Raw genomic sequence first — 17,956 nt, 5'->3', positions numbered from 1 at the left:
CGCGGACATTTGGGTTTTACAATACCCTTATCAACAAAAGTGAGGAGGCGACGCAATGGAACTGACCCCGACCTTGATTTTGAATCTGGCGCTGCTGATCGTCCCGCCCGTTGCCCTTGTGCTGGTGTTCCGGCAATGGCTGGCCCGGCACATCCGCTGGACGGTTGCCTTGACTGCTCTCTGTGATGTTCTCCTATTTTGGGATGAATTGTTCTACTATGAGAGCTTCGGTCTGTTCGCTGTGCTGATTCTGGTGCAGTTGGCGGCCACCGGCGCAGCAGCGTTCCACATTTACAACAAACAAAGAAAGGATTGAATTTTATGAGCATTTTACAGACTATCGACCTGAAAAAGTATTACGGCACAGAGCCGAACATCACCCGCGCCCTTGACGGCGTGAACTTCTCCGTAAATGACGGCGAGTTTGTGGCCGTTGTGGGAACCTCCGGCAGCGGCAAGTCTACCCTGCTTCACATGATGGGCGGGCTGGACACCCCTACTTCCGGCAATGTGATTGTCCGGGACAAAGAGCTGTCGAAAATGAACGACGAACAGCTTACCATCTTCCGCCGCCGCAACATCGGTTTTATCTTCCAGAACTATAACCTTGTTCCCATTCTGAATGTGTATGAGAACATTGTCCTGCCGGTGGAGCTGGACGGGGACACGGTGGATCAGAAGTTTTTGGACGAGATCGTTCACCTGCTGGGACTGGAAGATAAACTGAAAAATATGCCGAACAATCTTTCCGGCGGACAGCAGCAGCGTGTGGCGATTGCCCGCGCCCTGATTACCAAACCGGCTATTGTGCTGGCCGACGAGCCGACTGGCAACCTTGACAGCAAGACCAGCGCCGAGGTGCTGGGGCTTATCAAGCGTACCAGTGCGGAGTTCCGGCAAACTGTTGTGATGATTACCCACAACAACGACATTGCCCGCCTTGCAGATCGGATTGTCCGCATTGAGGATGGCAAGATTGTGGAATAAGGAGGTGGCAGGCTATGACATGGCCTTTTGAAAATGATACCAGCGCCATTACAAAGAAGCTGGCAAAGAAAAGTTTGCAAAGCGAGAAGCGCCGGAATCTGATGGTAGTGATCGCCGTTGCGCTGGCGGCATTTCTGATCTGCTTTACGGGAATTGTAGCTACTTCCCTGACACAAATGCAGCGCAATCAGGTTGTCGATACTTATGAGGCGGTCTGGCTGGGCGTAGAGGAAAACGACATTGAAACCCTGAAAGGACTGCCGGAGTTTGAGCGCGTAGGCGGCTACTATATGCTCGGTGAGGAACTTTCGGAACAGGGCTATCATGCCTCTTATGTATATAATGACGCAGAAATGATGGAGATTGGGCGCGACCAAATGAAGCTATTGGAGGGGAATCTGCCCCAAAAAGCAAATGAAGTTGTCGTAAGCGAATACTTTCTCTCCACCTATGGAAACAATGCCAAGATCGGGGACAGTGTGACCTTAGATACCGAGAGTTTTCATGGTGATTATGTCGTTACCGGCATTATGGACAGCGTAAATGAAAAAGAAGCGAATACCTGCGCTATCATTCTTTCCAAAGCTGCCCTGACAGAATGGAAAGGGTTTGATCCGGCTGGGTATCGCGCCTATGTCCATTTCAAAAACAGCGACCAGTTGGGCGAGGAACTGATAACCTCTTATTGCAGGGAGATTGCAGAGGAATATCAGCTTCCTAATCCCAGCATGAACAACAAGTATTTTGCTTATGCTTCTAAATCCTTTGATTTTTTACCGATTGTTGGTGTGATTGTTATTGTTCTGATCGGCGGCTATATTGTGATTCAGAGTATCTTCCGTATCTCCATCAATGACAAAATCAGGAGCTACGGACAGCTTCGGACGATTGGTGCAACGCCAAAGCAAATCAAGCGGATTGTAAAGCGGGAGGGACGCAAACTCGGCAGTATCGGAATTTTGGTTGGTACAGTGCTGGGCGTATGCTGCGGTTTTCTTCTGTTTTCCAAGGGATTTAACGCTGTTTCCTATGTCGTTATGGTTTCCCTGACACTCATAAGCAGTTGGATCATGGTGTCTATTTCCATCCGTAAGCCGGTGAAAATCGCGGCAGGGATTTCCCCCATTGAAGCCGTCCGTTTTACCCCGGTGCAAAAGGACATCCGCAGCCGGAAAAAGAATATCAAGCTCAATCCTGTTTCAATGGGAATTGCGAATTTTAAGCGTGACCGCAAAAAGACAATCTCTATTATAGCGTCTTTGAGTTTGGGCGGAATTATCCTGCTTGTGGTATCCTCCATGGTTTTGCTGCGCTCCCCAGAGGCACTTGCAAGGCAGATTTATCCGTATGGTGACTATAAAATTTATTTACATTCCGAGTTGGCAGTAGAAGAAGCTATGGCAGCGGGAAATCCATTGAATGAGAAATTGAAGCAGGAAATTTTGGCCATTGATGGTGTAACCGATGTGATTACAAAAAGGCAAAGCCTTCATATAAATTATCGTGCCAACGGAATTGATGAGGCTGGTTGGTGTGATATACTAACTGAACAAAATTATTCTGCGGTTGAAGCTGCATTGATAGAGGGAACTATGCCAGCGGATGCACACAGCATCATAATTGATTCGCATACAAGTAATCGTGATAATATAAGAGTGGGAGAAACGGTTGAAGTTACCTCTGGGAAATCAACTATTCCTGTTACTATATCAGGGGTGTTTGACAACGATAGCATACCAACTGATGGACATGGAACAGTCCCAGTTGACTCTCCACTTGAATTTGCAACGGAAGCATTATTCCATGAATTACATCCAGAAATAGCTTCGTTTGACTATTCATGGAACATTGCAAGTGATCCGAAAAAAGCGGACAATGTAGAGTCTGAATTGAAAAATATTGTAGCCACTCATACTGATATTGCGTTAGAAAATATTGACACTATAATTGAGTATGAAAAAAATATAAATTCTTTTGTATTTGGCAGTATGGAGGTACTTTCATGGCTGGTATTCCTCTTTGGCGTTATCAACCTGATTAACACGACCCTCTCTAATCAAATGTCCAGAAAACAGGAAAACAGTGTTTTGCGTTCCATCGGTCTGACCCAAAAGCAGCTATGTAAAATGAATATCTGCGAGGGGCTGTGCTATGCGTTCTTTGCAACATTGGCGACGCTGATCGTTGGGCTTCCGGCTTCCATCTTTGCTTGTAGCAAATTTAGTGTAGGCGCTTTTGCCGGAAAAGTAGTGCCTTACAAATTCCCGGTTTTGGAAATGGGTCTGTTCATTCTGGTATTGTTCGGAATGGAGCTGATCTTATCTGTATGGACAATCCGCAGACAGAAAAAACAATCCCTGATTGAGCAAATGCGGGCGATGGAATAACCCTTTGAGATCGGCGGGGCGGCGTGTGCTGCCCCGCTTTTTTCGCCATTTCTCAAAAAAATTTTTGAAATGTCCGAGCGTTGTAACAATTCAGCCTGTTTTTTTGTCGAAATCAAAGGCACCTCGGACATTTATAGTTCTTCCAAAAGTTTGATGATAATATTACCATTCATGGAAGAAGCAATCTGTTATTGCAATAATGCGAAATTGACGATAGAAAGTTTTTCATATCTCGGTCAGCTCAACAATTACATTACTCTGCTGATACAGCCAGTCCGTAAATTCTTTCGGGCTGGCCGTTCCTGTTTTTACAGCCTTTTTTCTCTGTAAGGCTTCTTTCTTAAAGTCGGAAAAGGAAGCCTGTATTTTTTCCAGACGGTCAGCCGGAAAGCCTGCGGTATTTTTTACCCGGTTTATTTTGTTGCGCCAGTTCTGGCATTCATTTTTATAAAGCAGGTCATAGTTATTTTCTCTTGACCTCTCGTCAAATTCCCGCTTGTTTTGAAGCGCCTGTGCTTTTCGGCACTTGTCGCTGCACAGCTCATACCGCTGGCTCTTTGCCAGAAAATATTTTCCACAGACCTTGCACCGCCGGAAGCAAAGCCCCCAGTCATTCAGCCTGTTCAGATAATAGGTAATCAACGGGTAGAGGGACGCATAGGCAGACACACATTCTTCTGTGCGCCGGTTGTCCGGGAACCAGAGGTCAAGCCGGGTATCTTCTGACGGTGCGCCTTTGAAATAAAGGCTGCCAGCTTGAAATTGTTTCGGTTTTCCTGTCTCCCTGTCAAAGCTCATGGTTTCGTTTTGGAATACCCCGGTCAGTCTGCTCATTTTATCCATGAAGCGGTCACAGGCAGCGTTACGGTCACGGGGTTCTCTGGCAAGCAGATAGCTGTTCCAGATACGGAACGCCACATACATTTTCAGAGGGTCGTTGCTAAGATATTTCTCCCAAAGAAATTCGCTTGCCGCCTGCTCCAGCTCCGGCTGTTTCCATCGGTTGGAGTGGAGAGCTTGCCGCAGCGGAGAAAGCCCGTATAAGTTCCAGTCTCTGTCCGTGTCACGCTCAAAGTTTATCAAAAAAGTTCCCAGTGGGCGTGTCATATCACAAAGCACCTCTGCGTTTTGGCTCCCGTTCAGACGGAAGCGGATCTGCTGTTCTTCCCCAATCAAAATCCGCTCTTTCATTTTCTTCCTGTCCAGCGTCAGGACAAACAAAATCCTCTCAAAACATGGCTCATGCCGTATAAACTGATTCTCCATCCCTATCCCCTGCCTTTGTTTATGGTAATTATATAATTCAGTTATATCCGTTACACTCATGGTATCGCAGAATCATTGTTTTGTCAAGGATAGTACGCTATGATGATTGCGGTTGGTAATTTCGTACCGCACAGTACCTTGACAAGTGAATGACCGTCCAAAAGGGATATGACCGGCAGGAGAAGTGACGCATTCGGCGCACCAATGCAGGGAAACACCGCAGGAATGGGGCAGGAAAACGGCTTTTGGGGAGAACGGCAACAGGAAGCATTTTAACCTATTTGATTTATGGGAGGAACAGAATGAACGATAAAAAGAGATTGAACAGCTACGAGGATTTACCGCTGGTTCTGGATGTGGCGGACATTCAGCGGATTATGGGAATTTCAAGAGCGAGCGCCTATGAGCTGGTACACACACCCGGCTTTCCAGCGTTCCGCAGGGGCAGACTTATCAAGGTCAGCAAAATTGCTTTCTTTGAATGGATGGCAAAAGGCTCCGAAACCGTACCGGGAAGCGACAAATAAGCGTGAGGTATCATTCCCTGACTTGCAATACTGCCGCACTTTCCAAAGGGGCATACAGAGGGAAAAAAACTTAAAAATGATACCGAGACGCTACATCAAAACAGCCTATCTGCGTACATCAGATAGAAACGGAGAAAGGAGCCGGTTATGGCAAGAATGAGTAACAAGCGGCGGTTGGAATGGTCTTTCTTCTTAAATGACCGCAGCCGTATCACTTACAACGAACTGTGCCGGAAATGCCAGCACGAATGTAAACAGAGCTTCCGGGCGGTTGTGGTTGACTGCCCGAAGTATCTTTCCAAGCGTTCCAAGAAAAAGGACAAGACTGCCGGAAACGGCAAAATCCCTTAGGAACTAAGGGCGCACTTCTATACATAGTCTAAAGACCATGTATCGTGCGTCCTGCGGAGCTTACCTCTGCCGCTGATAAAATCAGCAATCCGAGGTCTGCGTTCGCTTCGCTCCGACAAGGTGGCTACACCCCCTTGCGCCGCTAAAGCGGCTATCCCCTGTGTACCCGCCGCAAAGAGAAATCCGCTCTGCGGTTTTCCCTTTTCATCGGGTTTTATAGAAGCACTGACACACGGACTGTCTGCGGATGGTCTTTCTTTATCTTATCAGCAAAGGATGTGAGAACATGGAAAAATCTTTGGAACAGTTGAAGCAGGAATATGAAAAAACCACTGTCCTGCTGGAACAGGAAAAACGGAAAATGCAGCGTTTGAAAAACCGGCAGGCGTATCTGGAAAGCGGTTCCCGGAAACAGAGGACGCACCGGCTGATTACCCGTGGGGCAGCTATTGAGAGCATTGCACCACAGACAAAGGAGCTATCCGAAGCGGAATTTTATTCCCTCATGGAAAGCATTTTGAATCTGCCGCAGGCGGAGCATTTCATCCGGTCTGCCACAGAGAACCACGCCCGTATTTCCGGGCAGGAGAAAGGCGGTGACTAAGGATAGCACTTTATCATTTTTCAATCGCACAGATCAAGCGCAGCGCCGGTCAGAGCGCCATTGCCAGCACAGCCTACCGAGCCGGGGAGCGTCTTTACAGCAGCTACTATGGAGAAGTCAGCGACTACACCAAAAAGGGCGGCGTGATCGCTTCGGAAATCATGCTGCCGCCCCATGCGCCGGAAATATATCTTGACCGGGCGACCCTCTGGAATGCTGTGGAGAACTGCGAGAAACATCCAAAAGCACAGCTTGCCTATTCCTTTGATATTGCCATGCAGAATGAATTGACGCTGGAAGAAAACATGGAGCTGGCGAGGAAGTTCGTACAGGAGCAGTTTGTGACAAAAGGCATGATTGCCGACCTTGCTTTTCACAGCCCGGAGAAAGAGGACGGCGGCATCCCTAACCCGCATTTTCATGTGATGACAACCATGCGCCCTTTGAACCCGGATGGCACATGGGGACAAAAACAGCGTCGGGAATATCTTCTTGATGAAGATGGAAACCGAATCCGGGATAAAAACGGCGATTATATGTTTAACGCTGTCCATACAACAGACTGGCATGAGCCGGAAACGCTGGAACACTGGCGGGAGCAGTGGGCGGCTGCCGTTAATACAAAATTTGAGGAAAAAGGGCTGGATGTGCGTATCGACCACCGTTCCTATGTGCGGCAGGGGCTTGACCTGATACCTACTGTCCACGAGGGAGCTAATGTCCGGCAGATGGAAGCAAAGGGCATCCGCACCGAGAAAGGGGAACTGAACCGCTGGATTAAAGCCACCAACCGGCTCATGCAGGATGTGAGGAAGAAGATCAAAGCCCTGTTTGTCTGGATGGCAGAGGTAAAAGAAGAACTTTCCAAACCGCAGACACCGAGCCTTGCCGACCTGTTGATCGCTTATTACAACCAGCGCAACGCAGGGGCATGGAGCAATAAAGCCAGAACCGGAAACTTAAAGCAGTTTGCCGAAGCCGTCAATTATCTGACGGAAAACAAGCTGCTCACATTAGAGGATTTGCAGGAGCGTCTTTCCTCTGTCAACGAAGAATTTGAAGCGTTAAGCGACTCCATGAAAAAGAAATCTGCCCGGATAAAGGAATTGCAGGAATTGATACGGGAGGGCGAGAATTACCAGCGGCTAAAACCTGTTCATACGGAATTGAACAATATCAAGTTTAAGAAACAGAGGGAGAAATTTGAAACATCCCACGATGCGGAGTTACGGCTGTTTTATGCCGCCCGCCGTATTTTGAAAGAAAAACTGGACGGAAAACCCATTGCCCTGAAAGCATGGAAACAGGAATACGCACAGTTAAAAACAGAGTATGCCGAACTGTCTCCGCAGCACAAGCCACTCCGGGAGGAAGTCATACGGCTACGGCAGGTGCAGAACGCCGTAGATACCGCACTGCGCCGGAGGGAGCAGCCACAGGCAGTACAGAGAAAGAAACATGAGATGGAGCTATGATATAACCGGCAGCTTTACCGCTACCAGTATTTTTATGGAGGGAGCATTTGAATGTATTTGAAGCGGTGAAACAGTCTGTTACCACCCGGCAGGCTGCTTCATTCTATGGAATCCGGGTGGGGAGAAACGGCATGGTCTGCTGTCCATTCCACAATGACCGCACGCCCAGCATGAAAGTGGACAGCCGCTTTTACTGCTTCGGCTGCGGGGCTTCCGGGGATGTGATCGACTTTGCCGCTTTGCTGCATGGATTGGGGAAACGGGAAGCTGCGGTCAGGCTTGCGGAGGACTTCGGCGTTTCCTATGAGAAATCCGGCAATGCGCCGCCAGATAGGAAGCGTCACAACAGGTCACAGCCCCGACAAAAATCAGCGGAGCAGAGATTTCAGGAAACGGAACGGTATTGTTTCCGGGTGCTATGCGATTATCTGCGCCTGCTGGAGCATTGGAAAACAGCACACGCCCCACAGCCGCAGGATGCCATCTGGCATCCTCTTTTTGTGGAAGCGTTGCAGAGGATAAGCTACACAGAATACCTTTTGGATATTTTGTTATACGGAGAAATAGAAGAAAAAGCGGCATTGATCGCCGCACGGGGAAAGGAGGTGTTGCGGCTTGAACAGCGAATTTCAGAGCTTGCCGCCGGAAACGCAGGAAGCGGTCAAAAGGACGATGGACACAATGGAACCGGCGCAGACACCGGCAGAAATCCGGGAAACATTAGAGGGGACGCAGAAAGGCGGCGTGAAGAACAGCATCCGAAACTGCCTGACGGTGTTCCAGCGTGACCCTCTGTTTCGCGGGGCGCTGCGCCTGAACCTTTTGACGGAGCAGATTGACATTGTGAAGCCGCTGGGCTGGGAGCGCACCAGTACCACGCTGACCGACATGGACATGAACTACCTGCTTTTGTATCTGGAAGAAAATTACGGGCTTACCAGCGAGAAAAAGGTGCAGAGCGCCATCAAGATTGTTGCCAATGAAAACCGCTACCATCCAGTCAGGGATTACCTGAACAGCCTGCAATGGGACGGCACAGAGCGCATCCGTTACGCCCTGCATCACTTTCTGGGAGCCGATACGGACGAATACACCTATGAAGCCTTGAAACTGTTCCTGATGGGAGCCATCCGGCGGGTATTCAGACCGGGGAGCAAGTTTGAGGTCATGCTCTGTCTGGTTGGTGGTCAGGGAGCCGGGAAATCTACCTTTTTCCGGCTGCTGGCAGGCAGGGACGAATGGTTTTCAGACGATTTGAAAAAGCTGGACGATGAAAATGTGTACCGCAAGCTGCAAGGGCATTGGATTATCGAGATGTCGGAGATGATTGCCACAGCCAACGCCAAGAGTATTGAGGAAATCAAGTCATTCTTAAGCCGCCAGAAAGAAGCCTACAAAGTGCCGTATGAGACACATCCGGCAGACCGGCTGCGGCAATGTGTATTTGGAGGGACGACCAACCGGCAGGACTTTTTGCCCCGTGACCGCACCGGCAACCGGCGCTTTCTCCCCGTGACGGTGTACCCGGAACGGGCGGAGGTTCACATACTGGACGATGAAGCGGCGGCGAGGGCGTATATCGAACAGATGTGGGCGGAAGCCATGACGGTTTATCGCAGTGGGAAGTATAAGCTGTCATTCAGCATGGAAATGAACCGATACCTGAACGCCCACCAGCAGGACTTTATGCAGGAAGACACACAGGCCGGCATGATCTACGCCTATTTGGAGGACTACACCGGCGACAGGGTATGTTCCAAGCAGCTTTATGAGGAAGCGCTGGGGAACTTAAATTCCCCGGCAGACTGGGAGACACGGGCAATCTGCGAGATTATGAATACCGGCATTGCGGGCGGCATCATACAGGGCTGGGTAGCCTACAAAAGCCCGAAGCGGTATAAGAAATACGGTTCTCAAAAAGGCTGGGAGCGTGTCAACCAAGCTCCGCCGGAGGGGGACGGTTTTCAGGAAATCACGGAAGAAGAAGCCCGGCAAATGGAACTTCCATTCTGAAAAGCCACCGGTTGACAGTTTGGTTGACGCTTTGGTTGACAGCCGGTTGACGGGGAAAAGCCTGATATTTGGGGCATTTCTCTCCTTTGTCAACCATGTCAACCAAGAAATCAAAGAAAAAGTAAAAAGTAATAATAGAGCGCCTATGGATTGTTTTCAAAGTCTTTTCTGCCGGTTGACACGGTTTGGTTGACACGGAGACAGTCTGCGGCTGTACACCTGTCTGACATTCCCTTGTCGGGCATATTTCATTTATGGAGGTAACTGCCTATGGCAAAAAGCAAAAACGAGAGCAATAACAAAAACAGCGGCACCCTGCTTACCGAAAAAGACGGCACCCAGTATTTTGTCATGGGGAAAGTCCGTATCAAGGTATCGGAGCATTTCGCACAGGATGGGAAGCCGCTTGACAGCCTGCTGGAAGATGTGATCCAGCACGCTGCCGCCGCTTCCTGAAAAAATACGGAATAACGACTGTCAATCAGCCCACGCTTATGATATACTTGTACCAGCGAGTATTGTATAAGCGTGGGTTGTTTCTTTTAGAAGGAGGATTTTTAACCGTGAAACAACCATACAATACAACGATTTATAACACTGCACTATATTTGAGATTGAGCCGTGACGATGAATTACAGGGGGAAAGCGGCAGTATCCAGACCCAGCGCATGATGCTTAGACAGTATGCCGCAGAGCATGGGCTGACCGTTGTAGACGAGTACATTGACGACGGATGGAGTGGGACAAATTTCGAGCGTCCAAGTTTCCAAAGGATGATTGATGACATCGAAGACGGGAAAATCAACTGCGTTGTCACAAAGGACTTATCCCGTCTGGGAAGAAACTATATCCTGACCGGTCAGTACACGGAAATCTATTTCCCCAGCAAGGGAGTACGCTACATTGCCATCAATGACAATGTGGACACCATCAACGGAGAAAGCGAGCTTGCACCGTTCTTAAACATCCTGAATGAAATGCACGCCCGACAGACCAGCAAAAAGGTCAAGGCTGCCATGCACACAAGATTTGCCAATGGCGCACACTATGGAGCCTATGCACCGCTGGGCTATGTAAAAGACCCGGACAAAAAAGGTCATCTTCTGATCGACCCGGAAACACGCTGGATTGTAGAGAAGATTTTTGACCTTGCTGTACACGGGCGTGGAGCCGCCAGCATTACACGGATTCTGGTGGAGGAAAAAGTACCTACCCCCGGCTGGCTGAACTATGAAAGATACGGGACTTTCGCCAATATCTACGCCGGTGCGCCCGCAGAAAAAGCCTATGCGTGGACGATAGCACAGGTCAAGAGCATTTTGAAAGAGGAAACCTACATCGGTCACAGCATTCACAACAAGCAGAGCAACATTTCATTCAAGAACAAGAAAAAGGTGCGGAAGCCGCAGGAAGAATGGTATCGTGTGGAAAATACCCACGAAGCCATCATTTCTGAAGAAGTGTTCCAAAAAGTTCAGGAGCTGATTGCAAGCAGACGCAGGAAACGCAGAAACGGTACGACACAGATTTTCGCAGGATTGATAAAATGTGCAGACTGCGGATGGTCTTTAGCCTATGGGGAAAACAAGCAGAATAAGAACCCATACGGGTACTACCATTGCAGCAAGAACGGGCAGGGATTACGCCAGTGTTCCATGCACTATATCCGCTATGATGTACTGTATGCCTATGTGCTTGCAAGACTGCAATACTGGTCTATGCTGGCACAGAAAGACGAGGACAAGCTGCTGAAACGCCTGCTCAATGCCAACGACAGGGAAAGAAACTCTGCGAAGAAAAAGCAGGCTGCGGAGCTGAAAAAGGCAGAGAAGCGTAAAGCCGAGGTTGACGGGCTGTTTGCTAAAATGTATGAGGACTGGTCTGCCGGACGCATAACCGAGTATAACTTCAATATGCTGTCCGAGAAGTACCAGAACGAGCAAAAGGAGCTTGAAACAAAAATAAGACAGCTTCACGAAACGATGGAAGCCGCCGTACAGACCGCAGCGGATGCTGAAAAGTGGATTGCCCTGATGAAACAGTATGTCAACCCTGTGGAGCTGACCGCCGAACTTCTGAACACTCTAATTGAAAAAATAACCGTCCACGAAGCTGTCAAGGGCGAGGACGGAAGCCGTGAGCAGGAAGTAGAAATCTACTACCGCTTCATCGGCAAAATCGACTGACCTTTCTTTTTTACCCAACAATATCTTTAATTAAGGGAGACGGGCTTGAGCGTGCCGGATATCTCCCTGCTGGTGCCGCTGGCCGAACAGCTGAATGTGACCGTAGCCGAGCTGTTACAGGGCTGCCGCGTGGAGGAGGAGCAGCGCTTTACCCGCGAGGAAACAGAGGAACTGATCCGCAAGGCACTGATTTTTTCGGCAGAACCGACGGAACGCCGCCAGGCCCGCACGCAGAAGTTTCTGCCGCTGTATGGGGTCAGCGTGGTGCTTGGCCTTGTAGAGACCGCAGCTGTCTGGGCCGTGGGGCTGGCCGGGACCGAGGGCGCAATGATGCTGCTGATTATAAACGTGATCTTCGGTATCGTATATGGGGCCTACACCTTGTTCTGGATGCCGGAAACATTGCCGCGCTATTATGACGAAAACCATGTCTGCAATTTTGCACAGGGCGCGTTCCACATGCATATTCCGGGTGTGTACTACAACAACCGCAACTGGCTCCATGTGCTCAAAGCAATGCGGGTGTGGTGCGTGGTAAGTATGCTCCTGATACCGCTCTGCACGGCAGCGGCGGTCGTGTTTGAACAGGCCACCGGATGGCAGGTGTGGTGTGCAGTGCTTATCGGATACATTGCATCGCTGTTTGGCACAATCGTCATCCCGGCAAAGAAGTATCAATGACAGGATAGCGCAAGGGGAGCGGAAACGCTCCCTTTTGCTTTTGATGGCAATGTGATACAATAAAAATCAATATCATTCAGGAAGAAGGAAGATCATCCATGCGTGACGACCACATCGACCTGTGCGGCCAGATCGATTTTACCCGTACCGAGGCAATGCCCCTGCTGGCGCGGGATGCACATTTCAGCTTTGCGTGCAATGGCTGCGGCGACTGCTGCCGTGGCAGAGAGGACATTGTACTTTCAGGCTTTGACCTGTGGCGCATTGCAGCCCGGTTGCGCCTGCCGCCGCAGATCGTGGCGCGGGGATATTGCCGTGCCAGCATTGGCACGGTGAGCCATTTGCCGGTGCTGCGGCTGGCCCCGGTGAAGGAGAACCGGAACAACTGTCCCTTCCTTACGGGAGACCACTGCGCCATCCACGATGCCGAACCGCTGGTGTGTGCTCTGTACCCGCTGGCGCAGGAGATCAGCAGGAAAGGACAGGTGAGCTATTTTCTGCAGCCAACCGGCTGCGGCGGGCAGGTGATCGAGGCAAGGGTGGAGGACTATCTTGCTTGTTACGATGTCCCGGCCCGGGAACAGACCGATGTGCGCTGGGCGCAGACCTGCATGACACTGGAAGACACGGTGGAACAGCTGGGTGCGCAGCTCAGCCCGGTGCTGGTGCGCCGGATGCAGGACAAGCTCTGGCAGGCGCTGTATTTTGGCTACGACTATGCCGCACCGTTCTTGCCGCAGCTGGAGAAAAACCTGCACTGGCTGGATGCTGAATTTGCAAAACTGACAGAATATCAGCAAAAGCGGAATAACGCATCAAAATAATCGATCAATATATTTGATGCAATCGATAATAAAGGCCGTTTTAGGGCAAAAGTGAGTTGTTTTACCGTGAAATGTGTGATATACTTCACGAGTGTAAAGCGAGACTGTACGAGCCTTGCATACAAAACATAGCTTTTCGGTGCGGTACCTGTAGGCCGCACACGCAAAGAGATAGAGGAGAGAAACATTATGCGTAAAATCACTCGTCGTTCGTTTCTGGCTGCTGCCGCTGCCTGCGGCGCAGCTGCTGCCCTGACTGCCTGCGGCGGTTCTTCTGCATCTTCTGCAGCTGCTTCTTCCGCTGCGCCTGCATCCTCGGCTGCTGCTTCTGCTGCAGCCGATGGCCAGAAGTTCACGATCGGCATCTGCCAGTTGGTGCAGCATGCCGCTCTGGATGCCGCTACGCAGGGCTTTGAGGATGCTCTGACTGCTTCCTTCGGCGAGAACGTCACCTTCGATTTCCAGAATGCACAGGGCGATTCCGCTACCTGCGCTACCATCACCAACGGCTTCGTTTCCTCTGGTGTGGATCTGATCATGGCCAATGCTACGCCCGCTCTGCAGGCTGCACAGTCTGCTACCGACAGCATTCCGGTGCTGGGCACCTCTGTTACTGAGTACGGTGTGGCTCTGGGCCTGACCGATTTCGACGGCACCGTGGGCGGCAACATTTCCGGCACCTCTGATTTGGCCCCGCTGGATCAGCAGGCTGAGATGATCGTGGAGTGGATGCCGGAGGCCAAGAAGGTTGGCCTGCTGTACTGCTCTGCTGAGGCAAACAGCCAGTATCAGGTGGATGAGGTCCAGAAGTATCTGGAGGAAAAGGGTGTCACCGCTACCCAGTACGCTTTCTCTGATTCCAACGACCTGTCCTCTGTCTGCCAGAAGGCTGCCGACGAGAACGACGCACTGTATGTGCCCACCGATAACACTGTTGCTGCAAACACCGGCATTGTGGACGGCATCTGCCGCCCGGCCAAGAAGCCCGTGTTCGCTGGCGAAGAGGGCATCTGCGCCGGCTGCGGCGTGGCTACCCTTTCCATCAGCTACTACGATCTGGGCTACACCACTGGTGAGATGGCAGTGAAGATCCTGAACGGTGAGGCTGATATCTCCACCATGCCCATCGAGTACACCGATGTGACCAAGAAGTACAACAAGACTATCTGCGACGATCTGGGCCTGACCGTTCCCGACGGCTACGAGGAGATCGAGGGCTAAAATACTCCGGGAAACCAAACAGAAAATCAGCGGAGAAGGGTAAAAAGTGCTCTTCTCCGCTTTCCCGTATCAAACGGGAAGTAAAAAAGTGTAACGTTTAGGAGGAATTGTTTTGGAAATCATTGCAAGACTGGCAAACCTGCCGGGCGCTTTGCCGGGTGCCTGTGCACAGGGCCTTATCTGGGGTATCATGGCCATTGGCGTGTACCTGACCTACCGTATTCTGGATGTGGCCGATCTGACCGTGGACGGCTCCTTTGGCACCGGCGGTGCAGTGTGCGTCATGTGCCTGCTGTCCGGCCAGAACGTCTGGGTCTCCCTGCTCATGGCGCTGCTGGCAGGCCTGCTGTCCGGCTTCGTCACCGGTGTCCTGCACACATTTATGGGCATTCCGGCCATCCTTGCCGGCATCCTGACCCAGCTTTCGCTGTATTCCATTAACCTCAAAATCATGGGCAAGGCCAATCAGGCCATCAACGTGGACAAGTACAACCTGCTGATCTCCCTGCGCTGGGTCAAGGAGTTCGCTCTCCACAACCCTATCGTTATGATCATCATTGTCACAGCGGTGCTGATCGGCATTCTGTACTGGTTCTTCGGCACCGAGCTGGGCTGTGCCATCCGTGCCACCGGCTCTAACCCCGCCATGTCCCGTGCGCAGGGCATCAACACCAACTTCAATATCGTGCTGGGCCTGGCTGTGTCCAACGGTCTGGTGGCGCTGTCTGGCGCTCTGCTGAGCCAGTATCAGGGCTTTGCAGATGTCGGCATGGGCCGTGGCGCGATCGTCATTGGTCTGGCTGCTGTCATCATTGGCGAGGCTCTGTTCAGCCGCATCTTCCACAACTTTGCACTCAAGATGGTTTCTGTCTCTCTGGGTGCCATCATCTACTACATTGTCATTCAGCTGGTGCTGACTCTGGGTTTCGATGCCAACCTGCTCAAGCTGCTGAGCGCTTCTGTGGTGGCTGTTTTCCTTGCCGTGCCGTACTGGAAGGGCAAGTACTTCTCGAAGCCGGTGAAGAAGGCAAAGGAGGATGCAAAAAATGCTTGAGATCCAGAATGTTTCCAAGACCTTTAACGCTGGCACGGTCAACCAGAAAACTGCCCTGAACGGCCTGAACCTGAAGCTGAACGAGGGCGATTTCGTTACCGTGATCGGCGGCAACGGTGCAGGCAAATCCACCATGCTGAACGCAGTTGCTGGTGTGTGGCCGGTGGACGAAGGCAAGATCATTATTGACGGTGTGGATGTGACCCGCCTGAGCGAGCATCAGCGTGCCGCTTACATCGGCCGCGTGTTTCAGGACCCCATGACCGGCACTGCTGCCACCATGCAGATCGAAGAGAACCTTGCCCTGGCTGCACGCCGCGGCAAGCCCCGCACCCTGCGCATTGGCATTACCAAGGCAGAGCGCGAGCAGTACCGTGAACTGCTCAAGACGCTGGATCTGGGTCTGGAAGACCGCCTGACGGCCCGTGTGGGCCTGCTTTCCGGCGGCCAGCGTCAGGCACTGACCCTGCTGATGGCTACCATGAACAAGCCCAAGCTCCTGCTGCTGGACGAGCACACCGCTGCGCTGGACCCCAAGACCGCGCTCAAGGTGCTGACCCTCTCGGCCAAAATCGTGGAGGAAAACCATCTCACCACCATGATGATCACCCACAACATGAAGGATGCCATTAAGTATGGCAACCGCCTGATCATGATGTACGAAGGCCATATCATCTATGATGTTTCCGGTGAGGAAAAGAAGAACCTGCACGTCTCCGACCTGCTGGCAAAGTTCCAGATCGCCAGCGGCGGCGAGTTTGCAAATGACCGCATGATTCTGTCCTGATAAATTACAAGGTTAAAATGCAAAGCGCCTGTCCCGGAAAAAACCGGGACGGGCGCTTTTTATGTATGTTTACCAATTCAAGAGCAAGGCGGTTAACTGGAGTTTTTGAGAGATGATTTTCTTTACATCTTTTGAAGAATGCGGGGCACCGTCCTGAATCGCAAAGAGGAACAGCGAGTAAAGTTCATTATATTTTGGAATAGCCATTTTTTCAAACCTCACACCTTGGAAAGGCTCAGCACACATTCGCAATGCCGTGTTCTTGGAAACAGATCCACCGGCTGCACCTTCTCTGCGTGATATCCATTTTGTTCCAGCCATGCAGCATCTCTTGCGGCGGTGGCGGGGTTGCAACTGACGTAGACCACCCGGCGGGGAGACATGCGCACGACAGCGGAAAGGGTGGCTTCGTCGCAGCCCTTGCGGGGTGGGTCCAGCATTACGATGTCCGGGTGAAGGCCCTCAGCGGCAAGGCGGGTGGCGGCCTGACCGGCATCTGCGCAGAAAAATCGGCTCTTTGCGGCCACATCTGCACCCATGCGGGCAGCGTTAGCCTTGGCACTTTCAATGGCTTCCGGTACGATCTCCACACCGATCAGCTCACGGCAGTGCGCTGCCATGGAAAGACCAATGGTGCCCATGCCGCAGTAGAGGTCCAGCAGCAGGTCGTCCGGGGTAAGCTGAGCATACTGGGCGGCAATGCCGTAAAGCTGCTCGGCAGCAAGGGTATTGACCTGATAGAAGGAAAGCGGGCCAAGCTGCACCGGAACACCGCACAGGGTGTCTTCAATATACCCCGGGCCGTACAGAGTGTGGGTCTCGGTGCCAAGAATCACGTTGGTGTTTTTAGCATTTACATTCAGCAGGATCGTGGTGATCTCTGCAAATTGAGCTTTCAGCCGGGTGCAAAGCTCTTCAGCGGAGGGCAGCTTGGCACGGGTGCAGACAAGGCAGACCATGATCTGGCCACTGTGAGCGCCGCGCCGCAGAAAGATATGACGCACAAGGCCCCTGCCGGTCTCCTCGCTGTACGGCTGGATGCCCTTTTCTGCAAAAAAAGCGCACAATGCGTTGCCGATCTCATTCAGCACACCGGGCTGCAGGCGGCAGTCCGGGCAGGGGACGATACGATGGGTGCGCCCGGCGTAGAAGCCGATACAGGGCTTACCGCTTTTGTCCACGCCCACCGGGAACTGCACCTTATTGCGGTAGCGGTTCACTTCCGGCGAACCCACAATGGGCAGCACAGGCACATCCAATCCTCCGATGCGGGCAAAGGCATCTGCAACATTCTCCTGCTTGGCGCGCAGCTCGGCAGCATAGTCCAGATGCCGCAGGCTGCAGCCGCCGCAGGGGCCTGCCACGGCACAATCCACCGGGATACGGTCCGGCGAAGGAGTGAGCACCTCGTCCAGAATACCGAAGGCGTAGCGCTTGCAGTCCTTAACGATGCGCACCCGGGCTTCGTCGCCGGGGGCGGCACCGGGAATAAACACGGTCTCACCGTCGGGACTGTGTGCTACGCCGCTGCCATCGCTGGAAAGACGCTCTACGCGCAGGGTGAGAACCTGATTTTTCTGTAAGGGCATGAAG

19 protein-coding genes are annotated in these 17,956 nt (G+C 51.6%); 16 read left to right on the top strand and 3 right to left on the bottom strand.

All coding sequences use genetic code 11. The features are described 5' to 3' along the window. The first annotated feature begins 55 nt into the window (after positions 1 to 55). The 3 genes from ACGHUK_RS07980 to ACGHUK_RS07970 are packed head-to-tail and all read left to right on the top strand — an operon-like array spanning position 56 to position 3,374. Entirely contained in the window at positions 56 to 316 is a 261-nt protein-coding gene (locus ACGHUK_RS07980) for a hypothetical protein (protein WP_009244706.1), read from the top strand. A 5-nt stretch (positions 317 to 321) separates the two neighbouring features. Continuing rightward, positions 322 to 987: an ABC transporter ATP-binding protein gene (locus ACGHUK_RS07975; protein WP_071422048.1), complete on the top strand. Its 666-nt coding sequence runs from the start codon at positions 322 to 324 to the stop codon at positions 985 to 987. A 14-nt stretch (positions 988 to 1,001) separates the two neighbouring features. Beyond that, positions 1,002 to 3,374 (top strand): ABC transporter permease, encoded by a 2,373-nt coding sequence (locus ACGHUK_RS07970; RefSeq protein WP_117142397.1) that lies wholly within the window; start codon positions 1,002 to 1,004, stop codon positions 3,372 to 3,374. A 225-nt stretch (positions 3,375 to 3,599) separates the two neighbouring features. Here the strand turns inward: ACGHUK_RS07970 and ACGHUK_RS07965 are convergent, their stop codons facing one another. Then, a complete protein-coding gene (locus ACGHUK_RS07965; RefSeq protein ID WP_008816376.1) occupies positions 3,600 to 4,640 on the bottom strand; it encodes a DUF6076 domain-containing protein in 1,041 nt (346 codons plus the stop codon). Between the two features lie 302 nt (positions 4,641 to 4,942). Here ACGHUK_RS07965 and ACGHUK_RS07960 point away from each other — a divergent pair, with 302 nt between their 5' ends. From ACGHUK_RS07960 to ACGHUK_RS07900, 13 genes are all read left to right on the top strand, one after another. Next, positions 4,943 to 5,167, top strand: coding sequence for a helix-turn-helix domain-containing protein (locus ACGHUK_RS07960; RefSeq protein WP_005362423.1), 225 nt, complete (start codon positions 4,943 to 4,945; stop codon positions 5,165 to 5,167). 147 nt (positions 5,168 to 5,314) lie between these two features. After that, on the top strand, positions 5,315 to 5,518 hold the full coding sequence (locus ACGHUK_RS07955) for a hypothetical protein (protein ID WP_004614949.1): 204 nt from the start codon (positions 5,315 to 5,317) through the stop codon (positions 5,516 to 5,518). A gap of 286 nt (positions 5,519 to 5,804) precedes the next feature. Beyond that, complete coding sequence (locus ACGHUK_RS07950; RefSeq protein ID WP_008816380.1) at positions 5,805 to 6,122, top strand: DUF3847 domain-containing protein; 318 nt, start codon at positions 5,805 to 5,807, stop codon at positions 6,120 to 6,122. 2 nt (positions 6,123 to 6,124) lie between these two features. Beyond that, on the top strand, positions 6,125 to 7,597 hold the full coding sequence (gene mobQ / locus ACGHUK_RS07945; protein ID WP_390575790.1) for a MobQ family relaxase: 1,473 nt from the start codon (positions 6,125 to 6,127) through the stop codon (positions 7,595 to 7,597). A gap of 47 nt (positions 7,598 to 7,644) precedes the next feature. Then, positions 7,645 to 8,385, top strand: a complete 741-nt coding sequence (locus tag ACGHUK_RS07940) for a CHC2 zinc finger domain-containing protein (RefSeq protein ID WP_390573982.1) — start codon at positions 7,645 to 7,647, stop codon at positions 8,383 to 8,385. Continuing rightward, positions 8,270 to 9,610, top strand: coding sequence for a VapE domain-containing protein (locus ACGHUK_RS07935; RefSeq protein ID WP_390573981.1), 1,341 nt, complete (start codon positions 8,270 to 8,272; stop codon positions 9,608 to 9,610). Before ACGHUK_RS07940 ends, ACGHUK_RS07935 begins: the two co-directional genes overlap by 116 nt. A gap of 270 nt (positions 9,611 to 9,880) precedes the next feature. Then, positions 9,881 to 10,066, top strand: coding sequence for a hypothetical protein (locus tag ACGHUK_RS07930; protein WP_004849804.1), 186 nt, complete (start codon positions 9,881 to 9,883; stop codon positions 10,064 to 10,066). Between the two features lie 107 nt (positions 10,067 to 10,173). Further along, the gene (locus tag ACGHUK_RS07925) at positions 10,174 to 11,796 is read left to right on the top strand and encodes a recombinase family protein (protein WP_055229859.1); all 1,623 of its coding nucleotides are present in this window, start codon (positions 10,174 to 10,176) and stop codon (positions 11,794 to 11,796) included. 45 nt (positions 11,797 to 11,841) lie between these two features. Further along, positions 11,842 to 12,477, top strand: a complete 636-nt coding sequence (locus ACGHUK_RS07920; RefSeq protein WP_390573979.1) for an XRE family transcriptional regulator — start codon at positions 11,842 to 11,844, stop codon at positions 12,475 to 12,477. Between the two features lie 98 nt (positions 12,478 to 12,575). Further along, positions 12,576 to 13,301: a YkgJ family cysteine cluster protein gene (locus ACGHUK_RS07915; protein ID WP_005939022.1), complete on the top strand. Its 726-nt coding sequence runs from the start codon at positions 12,576 to 12,578 to the stop codon at positions 13,299 to 13,301. A gap of 189 nt (positions 13,302 to 13,490) precedes the next feature. Then, positions 13,491 to 14,522 carry an ABC transporter substrate-binding protein gene (locus tag ACGHUK_RS07910; RefSeq protein WP_044953360.1) on the top strand — a complete coding sequence of 344 codons (1,032 nt, stop codon included), beginning with the start codon at positions 13,491 to 13,493 and terminating at the stop codon, positions 14,520 to 14,522. A 112-nt stretch (positions 14,523 to 14,634) separates the two neighbouring features. Then, complete coding sequence (locus tag ACGHUK_RS07905; protein WP_097775413.1) at positions 14,635 to 15,576, top strand: ABC transporter permease; 942 nt, start codon at positions 14,635 to 14,637, stop codon at positions 15,574 to 15,576. Next, the gene (locus tag ACGHUK_RS07900; protein WP_005939014.1) at positions 15,569 to 16,363 is read left to right on the top strand and encodes an ABC transporter ATP-binding protein; all 795 of its coding nucleotides are present in this window, start codon (positions 15,569 to 15,571) and stop codon (positions 16,361 to 16,363) included. Before ACGHUK_RS07905 ends, ACGHUK_RS07900 begins: the two co-directional genes overlap by 8 nt. 69 nt (positions 16,364 to 16,432) lie before the next feature. Here the strand turns inward: ACGHUK_RS07900 and ACGHUK_RS07895 are convergent, their stop codons facing one another. Together ACGHUK_RS07895 and rlmD are read right to left on the bottom strand one after the other, a co-directional pair. After that, the gene (locus ACGHUK_RS07895; RefSeq protein ID WP_154261047.1) at positions 16,433 to 16,570 is read right to left on the bottom strand and encodes a hypothetical protein; all 138 of its coding nucleotides are present in this window, start codon (positions 16,568 to 16,570) and stop codon (positions 16,433 to 16,435) included. Positions 16,571 to 16,581: 11 nt separating this feature from the next. Then, positions 16,582 to 17,952, bottom strand: a complete 1,371-nt coding sequence (gene rlmD / locus ACGHUK_RS07890) for a 23S rRNA (uracil(1939)-C(5))-methyltransferase RlmD (protein WP_097782234.1) — start codon at positions 17,950 to 17,952, stop codon at positions 16,582 to 16,584. Positions 17,953 to 17,956 lie beyond the last annotated feature (4 nt).

It is taken from the genome of Faecalibacterium sp. i25-0019-C1, from assembly GCF_042854225.1.
Lineage (GTDB): Bacteria > Bacillota > Clostridia > Oscillospirales > Ruminococcaceae > Faecalibacterium > Faecalibacterium taiwanense.
This window is presented reverse-complemented; position numbering and strand designations above follow the sequence as displayed.